The organism is Mycobacterium ahvazicum, assembly GCF_900176255.2.
Taxonomy (GTDB): Bacteria; Actinomycetota; Actinomycetes; order Mycobacteriales; family Mycobacteriaceae; genus Mycobacterium; species Mycobacterium ahvazicum.
Genome location: NZ_FXEG02000002.1, coordinates 58,185 through 74,971, shown reverse-complemented (window position 1 = coordinate 74,971; position 16,787 = coordinate 58,185). Strand labels below are relative to the sequence as shown.

The 16,787-nt window shown below is 66.1% G+C and carries 18 protein-coding genes and 1 tRNA gene; 6 read left to right on the top strand and 13 right to left on the bottom strand.

Annotated features, from left to right (window positions below; genetic code table 11):
• The first annotated feature begins 10 nt into the window (after nucleotides 1-10).
• A complete protein-coding gene (locus MAAFP003_RS02495; RefSeq protein WP_096290828.1) occupies nucleotides 11-1,282 on the top strand; it encodes a YibE/F family protein in 1,272 nt (423 codons plus the stop codon).
• On the opposite strand, the gene rfbA is transcribed toward MAAFP003_RS02495, so the two are convergent.
• From rfbA to MAAFP003_RS02450, 8 genes are all read right to left on the bottom strand, one after another.
• Nucleotides 1,233-2,099 carry a glucose-1-phosphate thymidylyltransferase RfbA gene (gene rfbA / locus MAAFP003_RS02490; RefSeq protein ID WP_096284142.1) on the bottom strand — a complete coding sequence of 289 codons (867 nt, stop codon included), beginning with the start codon at nucleotides 2,097-2,099 and terminating at the stop codon, nucleotides 1,233-1,235. The genes MAAFP003_RS02495 and rfbA overlap by 50 nt on opposite strands.
• A gap of 17 nt (nucleotides 2,100-2,116) precedes the next feature.
• Nucleotides 2,117-2,467: a nuclear transport factor 2 family protein gene (locus MAAFP003_RS02485; RefSeq protein WP_096284141.1), complete on the bottom strand. Its 351-nt coding sequence runs from the start codon at nucleotides 2,465-2,467 to the stop codon at nucleotides 2,117-2,119.
• Nucleotides 2,468-2,519: 52 nt separating this feature from the next.
• Nucleotides 2,520-3,275 carry a maleylpyruvate isomerase family mycothiol-dependent enzyme gene (locus tag MAAFP003_RS02480; protein WP_096284139.1) on the bottom strand — a complete coding sequence of 252 codons (756 nt, stop codon included), beginning with the start codon at nucleotides 3,273-3,275 and terminating at the stop codon, nucleotides 2,520-2,522.
• A gap of 29 nt (nucleotides 3,276-3,304) precedes the next feature.
• Complete coding sequence (locus MAAFP003_RS02475) at nucleotides 3,305-4,630, bottom strand: UDP-glucose dehydrogenase family protein (RefSeq protein WP_096284137.1); 1,326 nt, start codon at nucleotides 4,628-4,630, stop codon at nucleotides 3,305-3,307.
• An 89-nt stretch (nucleotides 4,631-4,719) separates the two neighbouring features.
• Nucleotides 4,720-6,306, bottom strand: a complete 1,587-nt coding sequence (locus tag MAAFP003_RS02470; protein ID WP_423790848.1) for a DUF7159 family protein — start codon at nucleotides 6,304-6,306, stop codon at nucleotides 4,720-4,722.
• 151 nt (nucleotides 6,307-6,457) lie between these two features.
• The gene (locus MAAFP003_RS02460) at nucleotides 6,458-8,698 is read right to left on the bottom strand and encodes a DUF7159 family protein (protein ID WP_165796288.1); all 2,241 of its coding nucleotides are present in this window, start codon (nucleotides 8,696-8,698) and stop codon (nucleotides 6,458-6,460) included.
• Nucleotides 8,699-8,806: 108 nt separating this feature from the next.
• Nucleotides 8,807-9,379: a dCTP deaminase gene (gene dcd, locus MAAFP003_RS02455; protein ID WP_096284132.1), complete on the bottom strand. Its 573-nt coding sequence runs from the start codon at nucleotides 9,377-9,379 to the stop codon at nucleotides 8,807-8,809.
• A gap of 32 nt (nucleotides 9,380-9,411) precedes the next feature.
• On the bottom strand, nucleotides 9,412-10,059 hold the full coding sequence (locus MAAFP003_RS02450; protein ID WP_207768442.1) for a VldE C-terminal domain-containing protein: 648 nt from the start codon (nucleotides 10,057-10,059) through the stop codon (nucleotides 9,412-9,414).
• 137 nt (nucleotides 10,060-10,196) lie between these two features.
• On the opposite strand from MAAFP003_RS02450, the gene MAAFP003_RS02445 reads away from it, so the two are divergent.
• A tRNA-Gly gene (locus MAAFP003_RS02445) sits at nucleotides 10,197-10,270 on the top strand.
• Between the two features lie 82 nt (nucleotides 10,271-10,352).
• On the opposite strand, the gene MAAFP003_RS02440 is transcribed toward MAAFP003_RS02445, so the two are convergent.
• The 4 genes from MAAFP003_RS02440 to MAAFP003_RS02425 all read right to left on the bottom strand — a co-directional run bounded on the left by MAAFP003_RS02440 (nucleotide 10,353) and on the right by MAAFP003_RS02425 (nucleotide 12,587).
• The gene (locus MAAFP003_RS02440; protein WP_096284128.1) at nucleotides 10,353-10,718 is read right to left on the bottom strand and encodes a winged helix-turn-helix transcriptional regulator; all 366 of its coding nucleotides are present in this window, start codon (nucleotides 10,716-10,718) and stop codon (nucleotides 10,353-10,355) included.
• Between the two features lie 9 nt (nucleotides 10,719-10,727).
• A complete protein-coding gene (locus MAAFP003_RS02435; protein WP_096284126.1) occupies nucleotides 10,728-11,162 on the bottom strand; it encodes a tautomerase family protein in 435 nt (144 codons plus the stop codon).
• A 181-nt stretch (nucleotides 11,163-11,343) separates the two neighbouring features.
• Nucleotides 11,344-11,718: a hypothetical protein gene (locus MAAFP003_RS02430; protein WP_133160814.1), complete on the bottom strand. Its 375-nt coding sequence runs from the start codon at nucleotides 11,716-11,718 to the stop codon at nucleotides 11,344-11,346.
• A gap of 83 nt (nucleotides 11,719-11,801) precedes the next feature.
• A complete protein-coding gene (locus MAAFP003_RS02425; protein ID WP_096284122.1) occupies nucleotides 11,802-12,587 on the bottom strand; it encodes a Stf0 family sulfotransferase in 786 nt (261 codons plus the stop codon).
• A gap of 131 nt (nucleotides 12,588-12,718) precedes the next feature.
• Between MAAFP003_RS02425 and MAAFP003_RS02420 the strand changes: the two genes are divergently transcribed.
• Nucleotides 12,719-13,477, top strand: coding sequence for a class I SAM-dependent methyltransferase (locus MAAFP003_RS02420; protein ID WP_096290827.1), 759 nt, complete (start codon nucleotides 12,719-12,721; stop codon nucleotides 13,475-13,477).
• Here the strand turns inward: MAAFP003_RS02420 and MAAFP003_RS02415 are convergent, their stop codons facing one another.
• Complete coding sequence (locus tag MAAFP003_RS02415; protein WP_096284120.1) at nucleotides 13,478-14,101, bottom strand: NADPH-dependent F420 reductase; 624 nt, start codon at nucleotides 14,099-14,101, stop codon at nucleotides 13,478-13,480. It lies immediately after the preceding gene.
• Nucleotides 14,102-14,198: 97 nt separating this feature from the next.
• Between MAAFP003_RS02415 and MAAFP003_RS02410 the strand changes: the two genes are divergently transcribed.
• The 3 genes from MAAFP003_RS02410 (at nucleotide 14,199) to MAAFP003_RS02400 (ending at nucleotide 16,782) form a co-directional block, all read left to right on the top strand.
• Nucleotides 14,199-14,681: a MarR family winged helix-turn-helix transcriptional regulator gene (locus MAAFP003_RS02410; RefSeq protein ID WP_096284118.1), complete on the top strand. Its 483-nt coding sequence runs from the start codon at nucleotides 14,199-14,201 to the stop codon at nucleotides 14,679-14,681.
• Nucleotides 14,682-14,776: 95 nt separating this feature from the next.
• Complete coding sequence (locus MAAFP003_RS02405; RefSeq protein WP_096284116.1) at nucleotides 14,777-15,580, top strand: mycofactocin-coupled SDR family oxidoreductase; 804 nt, start codon at nucleotides 14,777-14,779, stop codon at nucleotides 15,578-15,580.
• Nucleotides 15,581-15,681: 101 nt separating this feature from the next.
• Nucleotides 15,682-16,782, top strand: a complete 1,101-nt coding sequence (locus tag MAAFP003_RS02400; RefSeq protein WP_096284114.1) for a ferritin-like domain-containing protein — start codon at nucleotides 15,682-15,684, stop codon at nucleotides 16,780-16,782.
• The last annotated feature ends 5 nt before the right edge of the window (nucleotides 16,783-16,787 follow it).

Sequence of the window (16,787 nt, the reverse complement as noted above, 5' to 3'; positions counted from 1 at the left end):
GGTGGAGCGGGTGACCCACTCGCACTCGCACAACCTGTCGTCAGGACCGTCCCCGCTGGGTCCGCTGCCCGCCAAAATCGTCGTCGGGCTGTTGGTGGCGATCGGGATCGCCGTGATTGCGGGTGCGGCGTTGTTGTGGCCGAGCCGCCAGCATGTCGCCATCCCGATGCCGTTTCAGAGCGCGACCGGCGGGGCGGTGACCACCGAGCGCGCGCACGTGCTGTCCAGCGGGCTGGCTGACTGCGGCAGCCCGTCGGCCAGTCAGGTGCTCACCACGGCTCCGCAGCCGGGGACGCCGGGCGCGGGACGATGCGTCGAGACGTTGGTCGCAATCGATTCCGGGCCCAATGCCGGCGCGAAAACCCTGTTGGAATTCTCGCCCGGCCCCGGCCAGCCGCAATTCAAAGCCGACGACCACATCCGGGTGGTGCGGCAGGTCGACCCGCAAGGCGCCACCACGTACGCGTTCTACGACTTCGAGCGCGGCTGGTCGCTGGTGGGGCTGGCCCTGGCGTTCGCGTTGGTCATCGTCGCGGTCGCGCGCTGGCGCGGGTTGCTGGCGCTGGTCGGGATCGTGGTCGCGTTTCTGGTGCTGGTGGTCTTCTTGCTCCCGGCGCTGCGCGACGGCGCACCCGCGGTTCCGGTGTCCCTGGTGGCCTCGGCGGCGATCCTGTACGTAGTCATCTACCTCGCCCACGGCGTCAACCTGCGCACCAGTGCCGCCCTGCTGGGCACCTTGTCGGCGTTGCTATTGGCAGCCGGATTATCTTGGGGGGCAATCGAATTAGCCCATTTGACCGGATTGTCGGATGAACAGAACTCGGCGGTCAGCGCGTATCTGGGCAGTGTGTCGATCAGTGGGCTGCTGCTCGCCGGGTTCATCATCGGCTCGCTGGGTGTACTCAACGATGTGACGGTCACGCAGGCGTCGACCGTCTTCGAGCTCGCTCATGTCGGCGGTGACACCTCGCGGCGGACGATCTTCTTGAGCGCGATTCGGGTGGGGCGCGATCACATCGCCAGCACCGTCTACACCCTGGTGCTGGCGTACGCCGGCAGCTCGCTGCCGCTGCTGTTGCTCTTCAGCGTCGCGAACCGTTCGCTGAGCGACGTGCTGATCAGCGAAAGCGTGGCCATCGAACTCGTGCGCTCCGCGGTGGGCGGAATCGCGCTCGCGCTCTCGGTCCCGTTGACCACGGCGATCGCCGCCGTGCTCGCCAAACCGGGCGAGCTCAGCCCCGTTCCATCATCTCCAGCAGGTAGCCGCCATAGCCGGACTTGAGCAACGTGCGGGCACGGGTGGCCAGCTCGTCGTCGGTGATCCAGCCCCGCCGCCACCCAACCTCTTCGGGCACACTGACTTTCAGGCCTTGCCGTCGTTCCAGGGTGCGCACGAAGTCGCTGGCATCGAGCAGCGAGTCGAAGGTTCCGGTGTCCAGCCAGGCGGTGCCACGGGCCATCACCTCGACCGCGAGCCGGCCGCGGTTGAGGTAAATCCGGTTGACGTCGGTGATCTCGTACTCGCCTCGTGCCGACGGCTGCAAACCCTTGGCGATCTCGATGACGTCGTTGTCGTAGAAGTACAGCCCGGGCACCGCGTAATTCGACTTCGGCGTGGCCGGCTTCTCCTCCAGTGACAACGCCAGGCCGTCGGGGCTGAATTCGACCACACCGTATGCCGACGGGTTGGCCACCCAGTACGCGAAAATAGCTCCACCGTCGATGGATTGGAAACGATCAAGGCTGGTGCCCAGTCCCGGGCCGTAGAAGATGTTGTCCCCCAATACCAAAGCCACCGAGTCATTGCCAATGTGCTTGTCGCCCAGGACAAAAGCCTGCGCCAGGCCATCGGGACTCTCCTGCTTGACATAGCTGAGGTTGATGCCGAACTGCGAACCGTCGCCCAGCAGCCGCTGAAAGCCGGCCGCGTCGTGCGGGGTGGTGATCACCAAAATGTCGCGGATTCCGGCCATCATCAAGGTGGACAACGGGTAGTAGACCATCGGTTTGTCGTAAACCGGCAGTAACTGCTTGCTGATGCCCATCGTGATCGGGTGCAGGCGAGTGCCCGAACCGCCGGCCAAGATGATTCCGCGCATGTAGTGGCTCCTAAGTCCTAGGTGACGAGGTCGTCCCGGGTGAGTTCGGTGGCTGCCAGTGCCGACGCCAAGTCCTGATGACGGAACACCGAGGTGACATGGTCGTGGACAACACGGAACGCCAGCGCACCGGGAGCGCCGCCCGTTTGTTCGGCGACCACGACACCGTCGTGCACGTACATCTCGCCGAGTTCGGTGGTCGCCGGGTTGGACGTGGCCCAGGTGCGCAGCGCCTCGTGGCCCTGCGCTGCTCCGTGCGCGTCCCCCAGCTCGATGTCATCGCTGGACAGGGCGGCCAAGGTCTCGATGTCCGCGCTGGCGAGAGCGTCGTGCCAAGCCAGCACGGTGGCAATCTCCGATGTGGTCATGGACTAAAAATTACCGTGTACCACTTCTCGGCACGTCGTTTCCCCGACGTTGCTAAAGAGGCGTGCGCTGCAGCCAGGTTTGCCAGACGGTGTCGTCGCCGAACATCTCGATGCCGGTGTCGGCGAGCCGAGTTCGGCGCGCCATCGCCAACAACAGCTCGGTGGCACCGCCGCGCAACGCCGCACTGCCCTTGCCGTGCTCGTGTGACCAGACGACGCCACCGTCGGAGACGCTGATCGTCCATTCGCCGGCTTCGCCCAGCCCAGGGTCGGTCGCGTGCAGGTGCAGGGTCTGGCCGTCCTCGAGCGGCAGTGGGGCGCCGTCGCTTCCGGCCTGGACGACGATGCGCTCGAGGAACTCGGTGATCCCGTCGGCCGCGACCGCGGGATCGAGGGTGAATTGACGCCCGAGCGCGATGGCCGCGTCGGCGCGATGTACCGACGTCTCGTGCAGTCGGCGTCGGATCCACCAATTCGCCGGGCGCGCACCGAGAAAGGTCCATACCGCTGTCTGGACGCCGGACAGTTCAACGGCGTCGAGCAATCGTTGGGCTCCACCGTGCAACCAGGAGATCGCGTCGGCGGGATCCGGTGGCGGCTTGCCGCCTTCGACGCTGCGCACGTCGAGCCGTTCATCGAGTCGGTCGCGCACGATTTGCGCCGCCCAACGATCGCCGCGGCCGACGTGACGGAACAGCTGCTTGAGGCTCCACTCCGGGCAGGTCGGCACCGGGAGCGATTCGTCGACATCGCGGAAAAGCTCCGAAAAAGAGCGGTTTTCGTCGAGAAAGGCTGCCGCGTAGTCCACGCGATCAGGCTACTCGTCAAGGGTGCGGTCTAGGGACGTCGCGCCCCGAGCCGGAACACCTTCCAGCCCGCCTGCGTCCAGCGCTCGACGTCCAGGCAGTTGCGGCCGTCGACGACGACGCGAGCCCGCACCCGGTCGGCGAGGTCGTTCGGGTCGAGGTCGGTGAATTCCTGCCACTCGGTCAGCACCAGGACCGCGTCCGCGCCCTCGCAGGCCTCGGCCACCGACACCGCGTAGTTCAGCGTCGGGAACAGGCGGCGCGCGTTCTCCAAAGCCTTCGGATCGTAGACGTTGACCGCGGCGCCGTTGAGCTGCAGCTGGCCGGCGACGTTGAGCGCCGGTGAATCCCGGACATCGTCGGATTCGGGCTTGAAAGCCGCTCCGAGCACGGCGATGTTGGCGCCCAGCAGCGAACCGCCGCACGCGGCGGTCGCCAGCTCAACCATCTTGGTGCGCCGGCGCATGTTGATGCTGTCGACTTCGCGCAGGAACGTCAGCGCCTGGTTGGCGCCCAGCTCCCCGGCGCGGGCCATGAAAGCCCGAATGTCCTTGGGCAGACAGCCACCGCCAAAACCCAAGCCCGCGTTGAGGAATTTGCGCCCGATGCGGGAGTCATAACCGAGCGCATCGGCCAGCAGCGTGACGTCCGCCCCTGCGGCCTCACACACCTCGGAGACGGCATTGATGAACGAAATCTTGGTCGCGAGAAAGGCATTAGCCGAGACCTTGACCAATTCCGCTGTCTGCAAATCGGTTACCAGGAAAGGCACACCGGAGTCGAGGATGGGTGCGTACAGCTCGCGGACGACGATCTCGGAGCGCACCGAATCCTGCTGTATACCAAGCACAATGCGGTCCGGCTCCAAGGTGTCATGCACCGCGTGTCCTTCACGCAGGAACTCCGGATTCCACGCGATTTCGACGTCGACCCCTGCGGGCGCCAGCGCAGCGGCGCGCTCGCCGAGCTCGGCCGCGGTGCCCACTGGCACAGTCGATTTGCCGACCAGCACCGCCGGCCTGGTCAGCCGGGGTACGAGATTGTCGATAACGGCGTTGACGTGGCTGAGGTCGGCGCCGTACTCGCCCTTCTTTTGCGGCGTGCCGACGCCGAGGAAGTGCACGTCGGCGAAATCGGCCGCCAAGTCGTAGTCGGTGGTGAACCGCAATCTGCCGGCAGCCAGGTTGTCTGTCAGCAACTCCCGGAGACCGGGCTCGTAGAAGGGGATGTCACCCGCGGCGAGCTTGGCGACTTTGCCCGGGTCGATATCGACCCCGACGACCTCGTGTCCCAGCACGGCCATGCCGACTGCGTGCGTGGCACCCAGATATCCAGTGCCGAAGACGGTGCATCGCATACCACCGTGTGTAAGGGGCCGCGATGAGCTAACTGCATCGCTCCGTTAAGCGGGAGGCAAACGGGAGGTGACAGCTGGCTCTCGGAGACCTAATGGCGGCCAAACCCGCCGTGTCCGCCGCCGAAACCGCCGTGACCGCCACCACCGCCGAAGCCCGGGAAGCCGCCACCACCCCCGTGACCGCCGCCGCCGGGGAAGCCGCCACCACCAGGGAACCCGCCGCCAGGGTGACCGCCGCCGCCGGGGAAGCCGCCTCCCTCATGGCCAGGATTGCCGGGGAACCCGCCACCGCCGCGGCCTGGGTTATTCGGGAAGCCACCCCCGCCGGGCCCGATCGGGACGCCAGGCACTCCGATGACCGGAGGTATCGGGAGCGGGATCGGAACGGGAATCGGCGCCACGGGGGCGGGCGCCGGAGCTGCCGGCACCGGGATCGGCGCGGGCGCGTCGGGTATCGGCGCAGGCGCGTCCGGGACCTGGACCGGAACCGGTGCCGGGGCCTCCGGTATCGGAGCCGGGGCGGGCGCCTGAGGAGCGGGCACCTGAGCAACGGGTGCCGGAGCCGGGATCGGGGCCGCCTCGGGCGCGGGAGCCGCCGGAGCCGGTGCCGGGGCGGCGGGCGCCGGAGCTGGAGCCGCCGGCGCCGGGGTGGCTGGGGCGACGATGTTGTGGCTGGGGACGGGCTTCACACCGGCCGTCGGCCGGATCGCTACCGCCAGCGAAACGACCAGTGCCGCTACGCCGACGATGAAGATCGACGCCACCACACTGCCCACCAGCCCGAAAGACCTGCGTTCCTGGTAATCGGTGAGCGAGGTGGCGGCGGTGTGCTCGCCCGTAAAGGGGTCGACGAAGTCCTCGGGAACGGCGCTGTATGCCAGGGCGCCCTCTTCGGAGGCCGGGCTGTTGAAATACCCGGGGGCTATCGCGAAGGGGTCGATGGCACCGGTGCCGGGGTCCTGGGCGTAGGCCTGTGCGGCGGTGGAGGAGGCGAACAGCGGGGCGTGGGCCGACGCCAGGGCGGCGCCGCGAGCCAGCGCCGTCTCAGGCTCTTCGGGCATCGCCAGCGGGAGCGTGGTCGCGGCCTCCAGGGCCGGCTTGATCAGCGGAACATCGACACCAGAGCCGACGACGAACACCGCGCCCGGGCGGGTATCCAGCGTCTCGGCCTCCGAGACCATCGTGGCCAGCTGCGCGACCGCGGCGTCATCGTCTTCGGGCAGGGGCTGGCGGTGCACGTCGGCAATCGACCCGTCGGCGGTATCGACAAGCGCCAAGGTCGCGGTGTCGGGTTCAATGAACAGCAGCGCGGTCTGCGCGTAATTGGTTTCGTTGCCGACTGCCTGCGCCAATGCGGCTGCGGCCAGGAAGGCCGAGACCAACATCACATTCTCGACCTTGTGCGCGGCCAGTGCATCGCGCAGGGCGGCGGCTTCGATGGGGTCGGTCCAGGTGACGCCGGTCGACGTCAGCTGGTAGCCGCCCTGGGCCGCACCCTCCTGGGTTCCCAGGATCGCCGAAACCACCTGATCGGCAGCGCTGGTCGTTGCCGCGTCGTCGTCGGACGCGACGTCGAAATTGTCTTCATCGACGGTGGCGCCATCGCCATTTTCGCCTTCGACCAGAACCATCCGGACTGCCGTCGGCGCCATCGACACCCCAAGTACGGTGTCCACTGCTCCCCCATAGTCGTTTGCTAGACAGCGTTTTGGAGGACGTCGTCATCGCAGACTCCGGCTGCCTCGAGACGACGTGATTCCCCACCCTGTATTCCCCTAGCGACCCGACTTTACGCGCCTTCGAGCTCGGTCGCGTGGGCCGCGATGACTAGTGATGGCCGCCGCCACCGCCACTACCGCCGCTATGACCGCCACCGCCGCCGCCGCCGAAGCCACCACCGCTATGGCCGCCGCCTCCGCCGCCCCCGAAGCCGCCTCCTGCATGGCCGCCGCCGCTGTGATCGCCGCCGAGTCCGCCGCCGCCACCAAGTCCGCCGCCGCCGAAGCCGCCTCCTGTGTGGCCGCCGCCGAGTCCACCGCCGCCAAGTCCGCCGCCTACGCCGAAGCCGCCTCCGGCGTGGCCGCCGCCTATGGGTCCACCACCGCCGAGGCCGCCGCCTACGGGTCCGCCACCGATCGGGCCGCCACCGTGGCCATCCCCACCGAACGGACCACCACCAGTTGATCCACCACCGATTGGCCCGCCGCCGATGGGTCCACCACCGCCGTGGCCGCCACCACCGAACGGACCACCACTAACGGGACCACCGCCAATCGGCCCACCGCCAACGGGACCGCCACCACCGAACGGACCACCACCAACCGGACCACCACCAACCGGACCACCCGAACCGTGGCCCCCACCAACCGGACCGCCGCCGACGGGTCCACCGCCAATGGGACCAGCACCACCATGGCCGCGACCACCGAACGGACCACCGCCAGACGGCTCACCCGAACCGTGGCCCCCACCCGAACCCGATCCGGGAGGCGGAACATGCCCACCGCCAGGACTACCCGGACCCGAACCGGGAAGACCACCCGAGCCGCCACCGTTAACGCCCCCCGAACCCGAACCGGGAGGTGGAAGGTGGCCACCGCTCTGGCCGCCGCGCGGGCCAGATTCTGGAGGCGTCTGATGCGGTGGTGACTGTGGTGGCTCCGGAATGTGCACCGGCGGCGGTTCCTGCACCACCACCGGGGGCGGTTGCTGCACCACCACGGGTGGCAACACCGGTCGCGGTGGGGCCTGGATCACCGGCGGACTCATCAGCCATTCCGGAGCCGGCATGCGGATCTGGGGCACCGGGATCGGCACCACGACCGGAGCTGGGACCGCCGGAGCAATCGGAGCAGGAGCCGCGGGCAGTGGCGGCAGCGCAACGGGAGCAGGAGCTGCCGGCAACGGTGCCGCCAACGCCGGACGCAACGGCTTGGGCGCCGCGACGGGTGCGGGCAGGACGATCTTCGGCTGCGCGACGGACGCCTCGGCCGGCGGGGGCGCGGACGCGGGTTGTGTTGGCACGATGAGGTTTTGGTTGGGGCTGGGCTGCACCGCGACGTTCGTGGTGCGGATGCCGATGGCCAGTGCGATTTCCAGTGCGACCACCGCGCTGATGGCGATCACCGCCATCCCACTGCCGACCAACAGCACCGGCCTGCGACGAGGTCCTCCGGCGTTCGGCACACCCAAGTCGGACGGATCGATCACGACGGTTGGCGCGTCGGCGTCCTCGTCGGACACCAGGCTGTAGGCGAGCTCGTCGCGACCGAGCGTCGCATCGGAAAGATACGTCACGCCAAGGTATTCGGGCCCGGCATCCGGATGGACGGCACCGGTGCCCGGGTCTTGCGCGTAGGCCAGCGCCGCGGTCGACGATGCGAACAGCGGCGCGTTGGCTGATGCCAGCGCGGCCCCGCGGGCCAGGGCCGTTGCCGGCTCTTCCGGCGCATTCACGATCAGCGAGGTCGCGGAATCCAGTGCCGGCTTGATCGGGCCCACGTCGACACCCGATCCAACCACGAACACCCCGCCGGGAGGTGTGTAGAGCTCGTCGAGCCAGGAGATCATCCCGGTCAGCTGTGCGGTGGCCTCGTCGTAAGACTCGGCGACGATCTGTTCTTTGTAGACCTCGGTGATGGAACCGTCGGAGGTTTCGACGACGGCCAGCGTCGCGGTGTCGGGCTCGACGAACAGCACCGCCGTGGTGTCGTAACCCATTGCGCCGCCGACGGATTGGCCGAGTGCGGCAGCGGCGAGGAACGACGAGACCAACATCACGTTCTCGAGCTTGTAGGAGGCCAGCGCGTCGCGAAGCACGGCCGCATGCGCCTGGTCGGTCCACGTCACACCGATCGACGACAGTTCCAGCCCGGCATCGGCGGCACCCTCGCGGGTGCCGAGGATCGCGGAAATCACCCGATCGGGAACGGCTGTGGGTTGGGTGTCATCGACGGCGCCGAGAGGAAACTGATCCTCTTCGACCAGGGCGCCGTCGGCGTTCTCGCCCTCGACCACGACCATCTGAACCGAAGTCGGCGCGATCGATACCCCGAGCACGATATCCAAAGCGAACCACTCCAAAAGCGTTGCAAGACAAGCTATGCCCGGGGCGGAAGAAACGACCCCGACTACTACATACTTCCTTACAAATACCGTGCGGGCAGCCCGCCGGAGCTATGTAGTTCTTATGAAGTTCTCGTAGGAGCGAGAAGGTGTCGGTCCGCGCTGCCCCTGATACTTCGAACCGACCTGGGAACTGCCGTAAGGGTGTTCGGCCGGGCTGGTCAAACGCAGGATGCACAGCTGCCCGATCTTCATGCCTGGCCATAGCGTGATGGGCAGGTTGGCGACGTTGGACAGCTCGAGGGTGATGTGACCGGTGAAGCCGGGATCGATGAATCCGGCGGTCGAGTGCGTCAACAGGCCGAGCCGGCCCAGCGACGACTTGCCTTCCAGGCGCCCGGCGAGGTCGTCGGCCAACGCGACCTGTTCCAAGGTCGAGCCCAGCACGAACTCGCCCGGGTGCAGCACGAACGGCTCCCCCTCGGCGGGTTCCACCAGGCTGGTCAGTTCGTCCTGCTGCTTGGCGGGGTCGATGTGGGTATAGCGGGTGTTGTTGAACACGCGGAACATGCTGTCGAGGCGAACATCGACGCTGGAGGGCTGTACCAGAGTGTCGTCGAACGGGTCGATGCCCAACCGGCCGGCGGAGATTTCGGCCCTGAGGTCACGATCGGAGAGCAGCACGCGACGAGCCTATCCGCTGCGTTGTCCCGCGCTCAGTCGGCGAGGTACGTTTCGCCACCCTTGGGGTAGCCGCCCCCGGTCGTCGTGACGTGGACGTGGTCATAGTGGCCGAGCCTGCTCGTTTGCGCACCGGTGGGCGTGTAGTAGACGCCGCGCCAAATCGCGTCCTGGATGCCGAATCGGTTCGCGTTCTTCAGCACGTACGCGACGATCGCGTTGCCCAGCGCGATGCCCTGCGCGCTCTGGGGGTTCGGGATCATCACGTCCAGCGCCAAGCCGAGCGGATGCCAGGGCAGCGAATCCGGTCGCACACCGCCGATTTCGTGAATCTCGGGGAATGTCGCGCTGATGGCGCGCGACGCCAGGATCGTGCGCACCTGCAGGCCCTGTTCCGAGCAGAGCCCGACGGGCAAGAAGCGGGATCGAACGTGATACCGAGATGCCATCGGCTGGCGATCGGGAGCACCCGCGGCTGCCCAGCTGCGCGGCAAGTTCGCTTCCGCAGCGACGATTTCCAATCGGCTCGGAGCCACGTCACCAATAACGGCCTTGGCCTCTGCCGGCGCGGCAATTGGGCCGACGTCTCCGCCCACCGCGAAGAACAACGCAGCCGGGGCAAGCATCGCTGCCAGGACAACCGGCGACTTCCGCCGCTTCTTGGCTAACCTGTGCCGACCCACTCACGGCACATTACGGCATGATAACGAAAGAATAAATGTGAGCATTTTAAATTTCGGTGGATAGCCGCAATAACGCGTCGGCATTCGACCGTCGCGGCTGGTTGCGCGCCCGGGTGCTAGCCTTCTTGGGCAACCGCGCCGATGTAGTTCAATGGCAGAACATCAGCTTCCCAAGCTGAATACGCGGGTTCGATTCCCGTCATCGGCTCCATAAAACCGCAGCTCAGCAACCGCGGCCATCAGCCGACGATTCTGCATAACGCGCTACGCGCGACGGAGTGGCGCCAAAGAGTTCAGTCGACGGACGTCGGCCACTCCACTTCCTCGGGGTCCACCCACTTGAGGGCCCATCGGTTGAGTTCGAGCAGGACCGCGCCAAGCTCGATGCCTTTCTCGGTGAGCTGGTATTGAACTCGCGCTGGACGGCCGTCGCCGAGGGCACGTTCGACAAGCCCGGCCGCTTCAAGGTCCTTGAGTCGTTGAGACAGCAGTCGGTCGGTCATGTTAGGGATCGCCGAAGAGATCTCGCCGAAACGTGCCGCGCCGGCCACCAGCACTCGCAGAATCAGCGCGGCCCATCGCTGGCTCAGAATGTCGCCGGCCACTGCGTAGTAAGGGCAATACGGCAGCCAGCCCTTGCTACCTGGCGCGCTGGTCATTTGGGCATGCTACGTGGAGACGGTCCATCCGAGGGCAGCCAGCTTGTCGCTGTTTTCGCTCATCCATTGCGCTTCTTCGCCCGGCCTGGGGAACATCAGTCCGGCCTCCATTGCATTCTCGGCAGGAGTCTCCTTGATCGCGACCAGCAGTTGGGCTTCGTTCTGACCCGTCGCCTCGGTCCAAATTGCACTCAGTTGCCGTAGAAGTGCCTGGCGGATGTCCAAGTCGCGGCCCGCCCGGATTTCTGCGGCAATGAACGAATTCTGGGACGGTTGGCCGCCGGTGAACAACTCACCGCTGACGTATTCCGAGAACAGCACATTGACGAAAGCTGCTGGTGCGCCAGTGACTTCGCAATGTAAGCGCGTTATGCCCTCCGCGATGCGGGCGCGGGCGTCGGCGGACACCAGCCCCGCAGTACTGACGCATTGATACACGGGCATGGAGGGCCCCTCTCGCGAGAACTGGGCGGCGGGATAGGTCGATCAACATGAGCAGTGCCAACCCGCCGGGTCGGAGTACCGCTAACGCTGACTGAAACTATCTTTAAGTAATTAGACTATTAAATCAATAGTTCAATGAGCGCGCAAGCGCGAGACTCGACCGCCATCGGCTCCACCCGAGTTATCGCATGCGCCGCAGAAGATCAGTCAGCTGAAACATCGCCGACAAGAGCATGCCCTCGACCTGCAGCTGCTGACCCGGCGGCAGATTGCGAGTCTCGGCCTCGACCATCGGGGCCTCCTGCTGTAGGGCCTTCAGCCGTTGATTCCGCTCGTCCGGGCTCAGAGCGTCCCAGTTGTCGTGCAGATCGGAGATGTGGCGCTGAAAGTCCTGCACCGCCACCACCGGATCGGGGTTGACAACGGGACCGGGCGGTGGCTGCAGCGGATAGATGTGGGCCGGCACCGGCCCAGGCACCATGTCGGCGTGGGCGGTGCTCGCGGTCAGCGATGTGCCGGCCAAAAGGCCGGCAAGTGCGATGGCGGCAAACCTCATGGGAACTCCCTCGGGGCGAATGATCTCGTCGCGGTAAGTGCACACCGAAGGTTGTGCTACCGATCCCAACATCGACGCTGCTATCACGAGCCGCGAAACTCGCGCTGCCGCCGGTCGATTAGTCGGCGCCAGCTTTCGTTGATGTGGTCGGACTGACGCTCGAGCGGCGGTTTGGGCAAGCCGGCGGCGCGCGCGGGTTCGGCGCCGAGGAACTGCAAAACTCGCGCAATCTCACCGCGATAATTCGCGTCGAGCTCTTCGTACTGGACGGTCAAAACCTTCAGACGGCGAGTAGTGAAGTAATCGATCCACGCTGCCTGCTCGACATCAAGATTGCGTTCTATCTCGATAATCTGCTCGTATGTCGGCGCGACGCCGCTGAGATCGGCCGCGCCCTCGCCAGGAGTGGACCGAGCCATATAGAGCCCCCACGGGCGCACACTTCCTGACGCGCCGTGCGAACGAAACCACTCGCCAGTCGCTTCGGCGCGAAACAGCGATAGGGCCTGCGCACGCCGATCAGCACGGACGATATTGACGAAAGCCGCTGCGGGAAAAAGCTTTTCGAGAACAGCTGCCGGATCGCCACGAATATCCAGGGCTTGCGCTAGCGAAACGACATGGCGCCAATGGATTTTCACGCCCCGAGCACCGTTCTCCGTCGTCGCGAACGCCATAACCTTCGCCAGATATTCGTCCCATGAGCAATTCGCGGGAAGGTTCAAGTCTTCCTTGTAGGACGCAATGTGCTCGGGCGTGAAGTACTCCTCGGGCCGCCCGGCAACTCCGGTCGCCACCAGGCCGGCGGCCAGAAGTGAACTGCCCGAACGGGGAGTGGAGGCGATGACATAAGTCGCGTGTCTCGTCACCTTCGACCCTCCGCGATTGCTCCCATACCCGCACGCCGCTACCTAGAGTTTCAGCGGCCATTGCCCTTGTGTCGAGCATGCCTACGATCGCTTCCAGGACGTTCGCTCGACACTTTGACGAGAAGGCAATGATGTCTCGAACATTCGAAGATCTGGTGGCCGAAGCCGATTCGGTATCCGTTGACGGCTGGGACTTCTCCTGGCTCGACGGCCGTGCGACCGAGGAAAGGCCGTCCTGGGGCTACCAGCGGCAGCTGAGCAGCCGGTTGGCGACGGTGTCGGCCGCGCTGGACATTCACACCGGAGGCGGGGAGGTACTGGCCGGCGCCGGACCATTTCCCCCGACGATGGCGGCGCTCGAGACCTGGCCGCCGAACGCGGCCCTGGCAACCAAACGCTTACATCCGCTCGGCGTGGTGCTCGTGGCGACTCGGGATGAGCCGCCGTTGCCGTTCGCTGACGAAGCGTTCGACCTGGTGACCACACGCCATCCGATCTCCGTGTGGTGGACGGAGATCCGTCGGGTGCTGCGGCCGGGCGGCACCTACTTCGCGCAACACATCGGGCCCGCCACGGTGCGCGAGCTGGTCGAGTATTTCACCGCGCCGCGGCCAGAGATATGGGCCGAGTTGCACCCGGACACCGTGCGCGCGCAGGCACAGGCTGCAGGCCTGCAGATCGTGGACCTGCGCATGGAGCGGCTGCGCGCCGAGTTCTTCGACATCGGCGCCGTCGTCTACTTCCTGCGCAAGGTGATTTGGACGGTGCCGGACTTCACCGTGCAGCGCTATCGGAACCGGCTACGCCAACTTCACGAACACATCGAGGCCGAGGGGCCGTTCGTCGCGCACTCGACGCGGCTGCTCGTCGAGGTCCGTAAGCCCGGGTGATCAGCCGGGAACGGCGGCGCCGAGGGCGAAGTCGAAGTTCCCCACGCCGTGGCGCGCAAGACCCATCATGACCAGGCCCGTTCCTTCCAGCCAGTGCGCCATGTTCAGGCCACCGACGTCCAGCGGGCGTAGCCCGAGGCTGTCGATGAACTCCGCCACGGCCTTCTTGGCGCGCGCGTCGTCGCCCGCGAGGAAGACGTCGAGCGGTCGGCCCTCGGCCAGGACGACGCCGAAGATTGTGTTGAAGGCCTTCACCACGCTGGCTCCGGCCGGAGCCGCCTTGGCAACTTCCTGCGCGACCGAGGTGTCATGCGGGATGGCGAGCCCGTCGGCCGCGGAATTGAACGGGTTGCTGATGTCGACGATGATCTTGCCCGCGAGGGCGTCTCCATATTGGGCTACAACCGGAACGACGTTGGCGTACAGCAGGGAAACGATGACGATGTCCCCGGCCGGGACGGCGCCGAACTCTCCGGTCGTGGCGCTGCCGCCGAGATTCTTGGCCAAGTCGGCAGCCTTGGACCGATCGCGGCCGATGACCTGCACGGCATTGCCGCCCGCCACTGCCAGAGCGCCGATGGTGCGGGCCATGTTCCCGGTGCCGATGATACTGATGCTGCTCATGAGATATCCCGTCTAACGGTATCGGTGAGAAAGGTTGATTCCTCAACCTTATGCATTCTTTGTTGATGCGTCAACCAAACGAGTACCATGGCAACTGATGGAACCGAACTGGCTGAACCCCCGAGAAGACCGCGCCTGGCGGGCGTTCAGGCACGCGCACCATCAGCTCGACGTGCAGCTCAACCGCGGACTGCAGGCATCGGGACTGTCCGGGGCCGACTACGAGATCCTGGCGGTGCTCACCAGCCACGACGGGGATCGCATGCCCGCGCGCGACCTGTGCAACACGCTGGGCTGGGAGAAGAGCCGTGTCTCCCACCAAGTGCGGCGCATGGAGAAGGACGGGCTGATCGGCCGCGAGCCCAACCCCGACGATGCCCGCAGCACCATGGTCTGCCTGCTGCCGGCCGGCCGCGACGCCATCGAGAAGGCAGCGCCTGGGCACGTGGAGGACGTCCGCCGAAACTTCATCGACCTGCTCACTCCGGCCGAGCTCGACATCCTCGCCGCCCTCAACGAACGAGTCCTGCACCACCTGGCCAACGCCGACGACTCCCCCACCGAAGGCGAGCCGTCGTAAACCACCAGCCGACTGCGATCCACGAAATATATTCCGCAGCAACATCTTTCATGACGCGCCGGTAAGCGCCTGACTCGCTGGTAGCTTCTATCCCCATGGGTGCTTTGGATGGACGCGTGGCCTTGATCACCGGCGGAGCTCGGGGGCAGGGGCGCGCGCATGCGCTGGCATTAGCCACAGAGGGAGCCGACGTCGTGGTTGCCGATGCCCCCGAAGCGATGGCGGAGTTGACCTATCCGCTGGGCAGCGACGAAGACCTGCGGGAGACGACGAAGCTCGTTGAGGAATTGGGCGGGCGGTGCTTGCCGCTAACCCTGGACGTGCGCGATTCGGCCGCGGTCGGCGCCGCGGTCAAGCAGATCGTCGCCGATATGGGCAGCCTTGACATCGTGGTGGCCAACGCCGGAATCGTCAGCACCGGGCTGCTGGAAGACGTCAGCGATGTGGTCTGGCAACAGCTCATCGACACGAACCTGACCGGTGCGTTTCACACGTTGCGGGCCGCGATACCGGTGATGCGCCAGCAGCGGTTCGGCAGGATCGTCGTGACCTCCTCGATGGGCGGCCGCATGGGCATTCCCGAGCTGGCCGCCTACAACGCCACCAAATGGGGTGTCATCGGCCTGGCGAAATCCGCCGCGTTAGAGGTCGCCAAAGAGGGCATCACGATCAACGTCATCTGCCCCACCACCGTCCAAACCCCGATGGTGCAACCGGCTGGAAGTGACGACATCCCAGACGATCTGGTGCGCCGGATGATGCGAGCCAACCCCATCCCCCAGCCCTGGCTACAGCCCGAGGACGTCAGCCGCGGCGTGGTGTATCTGGTTACCGATCCAGGGGTCATCACCGGCAGCGTGCTCGAGATCGGCCTGGGCGGCAGCGCGCGCATGCACTGATCGTTTTGCTCGCTCGTCAAGGGTTGACAGTGCCGCCACTCGCGGCGCACTGTGATAGCCATCACATGACCACTGGTCACGTCGGAGAGAGGTGGCAGCCCATGACCACGAGAGACAAGTACACGGACGTCCCCGAGCCGTATTCGTGGGCAGTCCCCAGCGCCGGCGACGCGCGCTTCACCTGGGAGTACGACGAGGGCCGCGCCCGGCTGCTGTCCCTGTATCAGAAGGGCAAGGACAAACAGTGGGACGCGCAGTCGCGCATCGACTGGGCACAAGACGTCGACCCGCTGAATCCGGTCGGGCTGCCCGACGAATTCCATCCGCTGTTCGGCAGCCCGATGTGGGAGGCTGCCGACGACGCACGCCGCGCCGAGATGCGCCTGCACTCCCAAGCCTGGCAGTTCTCCCAATTCCTGCATGGCGAGCAGGGGGCGATGGTGTGCGCGGCCAAGATCGTCGAGGTCGTCCCGGACCTCGACGCGAAGTTCTACGCGGCCACCCAGACGATGGACGAGGCCCGGCACGTCGAGGCGTTCTCGCGGTTCCTGCAGGACAAGGTCGGCCTGGTCTATCCGATCAACAAGCACCTGACCGCGCTGCTGGACGATACCCTGCGCGACTCCCGATGGGACATGCCCTACCTCGGGATGCAGGTCCTCATCGAGGGGCTCGCGCTGGCCGCGTTCGGAGTGCTGCGTGACATGGCGGCGCCGGACTCGCTGGCCAAGCAATTGCTGGCCTACGTCATGCAGGACGAGGCCCGACACGTCGCCTTCGGCCGAATCTCGCTGAAGGACTACTACTGCGCGCTGACCGAGACCGAGCGGGACGAGCGCGAAGAGTTCGTCGTGGAAGCCTGCTACCTGATGCGCGACCGGTTCCGCGCCGAGGAGGTTTTCGAGACCCTCGACCTCGACGTCAAAGCGTGCGCGGAATGGGTCGACACGTCGCCATTGATGATCCAGTTCCGCTCACACCTGTTCAGCCGCATCGTGCCGATCGTCAAGGACATCGGCCTGTGGGGCGACAAGGTGCAGAAGGCCTTCTCGGACATGGGTGTTCTGGACATGGCCGGCTTCGACATCGAGTCGCTGATGAAGGCCGACGAGGATCAGGCCGAAGCGCTCGACAAGGCGCATGCCGAAATGGCAGAGCGGGCCGTCGAGGTGGACCAGGTGATCGCGGCGGGCGCGAGCTGACGCCG

Excerpts from the sequence above, each read along its gene's own strand:
- rfbA (WP_096284142.1), bottom strand. The coding sequence starts at position 2,099 with ATGCGCGGAATCATCTTGGCCGGCGGTTCGGGCACTCGCCTGCACCCG.
- MAAFP003_RS02485 (WP_096284141.1), bottom strand. The coding sequence starts at position 2,467 with ATGACCACATCGGAGATTGCCACCGTGCTGGCTTGGCACGACGCTCTC.
- MAAFP003_RS02475 (WP_096284137.1), bottom strand. The coding sequence starts at position 4,630 with ATGCGATGCACCGTCTTCGGCACTGGATATCTGGGTGCCACGCACGCA.
- MAAFP003_RS02440 (WP_096284128.1), bottom strand. The coding sequence starts at position 10,718 with ATGACCAGCGCGCCAGGTAGCAAGGGCTGGCTGCCGTATTGCCCTTAC.
- MAAFP003_RS02435 (WP_096284126.1), bottom strand. The coding sequence starts at position 11,162 with ATGCCCGTGTATCAATGCGTCAGTACTGCGGGGCTGGTGTCCGCCGAC.
- MAAFP003_RS02430 (WP_133160814.1), bottom strand. The coding sequence starts at position 11,718 with ATGAGGTTTGCCGCCATCGCACTTGCCGGCCTTTTGGCCGGCACATCG.
- MAAFP003_RS02420 (WP_096290827.1), top strand. The coding sequence starts at position 12,719 with ATGTCTCGAACATTCGAAGATCTGGTGGCCGAAGCCGATTCGGTATCC.
- MAAFP003_RS02415 (WP_096284120.1), bottom strand. The coding sequence starts at position 14,101 with ATGAGCAGCATCAGTATCATCGGCACCGGGAACATGGCCCGCACCATC.
- MAAFP003_RS02410 (WP_096284118.1), top strand. The coding sequence starts at position 14,199 with ATGGAACCGAACTGGCTGAACCCCCGAGAAGACCGCGCCTGGCGGGCG.
- MAAFP003_RS02405 (WP_096284116.1), top strand. The coding sequence starts at position 14,777 with ATGGGTGCTTTGGATGGACGCGTGGCCTTGATCACCGGCGGAGCTCGG.
- MAAFP003_RS02400 (WP_096284114.1), top strand. The coding sequence starts at position 15,682 with ATGACCACGAGAGACAAGTACACGGACGTCCCCGAGCCGTATTCGTGG.